This is a genomic window from Gordonia aichiensis NBRC 108223 (assembly GCF_000332975.1).
Lineage (GTDB): Bacteria > Actinomycetota > Actinomycetes > Mycobacteriales > Mycobacteriaceae > Gordonia > Gordonia aichiensis.
The window spans coordinates 1-2,252 of the sequence record NZ_BANR01000055.1 but is presented as its reverse complement, the minus strand read 5'-3'; the positions used below and the strand labels follow the sequence as shown (position 1 = coordinate 2,252).

The following is a 2,252-nucleotide window of genomic DNA, read 5'->3' as shown; positions in this document are numbered from 1 at the left end:
CACAACGCGTACAACAGGATACGTGCGGACACCGCGGCCGTAGCGGGGACCCGCTCTACGGCATCCGCCGCCCCCTGCTCACTCGAATCGGCTTGTTGACCGACAAGCAGAAGACCCGCATCACCAACGGCCTCCAAGCGCGTGAGGAACACCTGGCGGTCGCGGTCACCTACGCCGTCTATCAGGACCTGATCGACGCCTACGACCAGCCGCACAAGCGAGACGGGAAGATCGCGATGTACAAGCTGCTCAAAACGCATCCACACCGGCGTGCCAAAAGAACTCGCCGAACTCGCCCAACTCGGCCGCTCGCTGTGGGCTCGACGGACCGAGATCCTGGCCTACTTCGACACCGGCGCCTCCAACGGGCCCGTCGAAGCGATCAACGGCCGCCTGGAACACCTACGCGGGATCGCGCTCGGCTTCCGCAACCTCAACCACTACATCTTGCGGTCACTCATCCACTCCGGCGGCCTGGCAGAACACCTACACGCACTCTGAATCAGGAAGAGCCTGTTTGTCGCAGGCCCCCTCCTCCTCGGTTTCGTACTACTTCTCGTAGAAGGATCGGGCCATTGGAACCCTGACGAGTGGGTATCGAACTTAGTACGATGGATCAGTATCGGAATACCCGTGGCAGTTTTCGTGGTCTCCTACTTGCGCCGACGACTCGGCGGCGGAACCGCGACCTCCGACGACATCCGCCAAACACTGATCGACATTGAGGCGATAGACCGAGCACGATCGGCGAAAGCCGGGCGGGACCAGTAGATTTCGGGCCGACTCCTGCTGACGCTGACGCGGGGTTGTTCGTCGCCGGCCAATCGGCCGCTCATCGTGCGTATCTAGTTTGTTTCAACAAGTCGATTGGTACGCAACTGGCAGCCATCGAACCACGAATCGCGGCAGTTGGGTTGTTGGCCGGTCGCTGCTTTGCGTTCGGGTCGTCGCGCGATCGCGCCCCCGTGAATGGGCCGAATGGCTCGCAAAAGGTCTCCTGGCCCGACTAATGATTGCCGTCGGCGCGGGAGAGGTTGTCGGCTGTGTCGCATGCGATCTCGACCAGCTTCACTGCAATGGCAGCGACGCCCAGAATCAACTCCGGGTCACCTGAGATTGTGGTTGGGGCCAGTCCGTTCGCATCGGTGGGTCCGTGGGTCTTAGCTGCCTGGTACGCCCACGGTCTGCCATGCGCGTATCCGCTGAGGAGTTGCCACAGCGCGACGAGTTCAGCGTCGGATTGCAGTCCTGGGATGAACTGCATCGGCTCCAGGAGCAGGCCTGCAGCTCGCACCATTCCGGTGTCGGTGACCGCGCCGCTGACAGCCTTGATGCTGCTGCGATCGTGGTTGGTGAGCGAATTATGTTCGGTCACTATCCATGTGGTTCGCGTGTCGAGGACCTGCGTTTCATCCTCGAACTCCTGTGCGTCCTCTGGTGAGGTGATTGCTTCCTTGATTGTGGTGCGAAACTGTGCGTAGGAAACGAGGTCAGCGGCGATGATCTCGAGGATTCGTACGCGGCGTTCCACTTGATCATCGTTGAGGAACCACAGGGCCGTCGCGGCGGTCGTGATAGCGGTGCGGGCAAGGGTCGCGAACGCGAAAGGACTGGTTGCGGGCTGCCGACTGCCGCTCGTACCGATCACTCGGAGATGGTCGACGGCACTGCCGAGGAACTGCCAGACGAGTTCCTGGAAGGACCGCATGACGGGGGTGAGGTAGAGGTCGTCGGAGTGCATTGCAGACCCTGGCTCCACGTTGAAACTCTGCAACCGAAGTCGGAGGATTCTCGCCCTGTCAGCGAGGTGTTCGTACATGGCGATGTAATCGGTCATCATGAGGATTCTACGAACCACGAGCGCGACGAGACTACGACGGCATCCGCCGCAGGTACGGTCCTCGCTGTCGAAAGGACGACTCAATGTGTGGATAGGTGGGCGTAGCACCCCTCTCGGCTCAGCTGCACTGCTACCGTATCGCCGTGCCTGACTGTGGATGGATCGCCAACAGTGACCCGACGCCGATCGCGTGCGCCATCGACTGGTTACAGGGTGATTCCGAGTGGGCGTTACGGGCGTTTCTCATCCCCCAGAAGAGATGGCAGGACACTCTTCTCGACGCCTACGCATCCAACGGCAACGTCGGTAGCGACCGCGCAAAGCGGGCCACCGGCGGCGGGCCGGTGTTCTGTTACGGTCCCACGCTGACGTTATTGGAACAAGCCACGTCGATCTCGACAGATGGACGGGG

The 2,252-nt window shown here is 61.3% G+C and carries 2 protein-coding genes and 1 pseudogene; 2 read left to right on the top strand and 1 reads right to left on the bottom strand.

Going from position 1 to position 2,252, the window contains the following annotated elements; genetic code table 11:
• Positions 1–501 (top strand): annotated as a pseudogene (locus GOACH_RS22260) (ISL3 family transposase); the annotation flags it as partial.
• 505 nt (positions 502–1,006) lie between these two features.
• On the opposite strand, the gene GOACH_RS22255 reads toward GOACH_RS22260, so the two are convergent.
• The gene (locus GOACH_RS22255) at positions 1,007–1,837 is read right to left on the bottom strand and encodes a hypothetical protein (RefSeq protein ID WP_005180362.1); all 831 of its coding nucleotides are present in this window, start codon (positions 1,835–1,837) and stop codon (positions 1,007–1,009) included.
• Positions 1,838–1,983: 146 nt separating this feature from the next.
• Here GOACH_RS22255 and GOACH_RS22250 point away from each other — a divergent pair.
• Positions 1,984–2,252: hypothetical protein (locus GOACH_RS22250; protein WP_157227938.1), on the top strand; the 269-nt coding region annotated here is incomplete at its 3' end.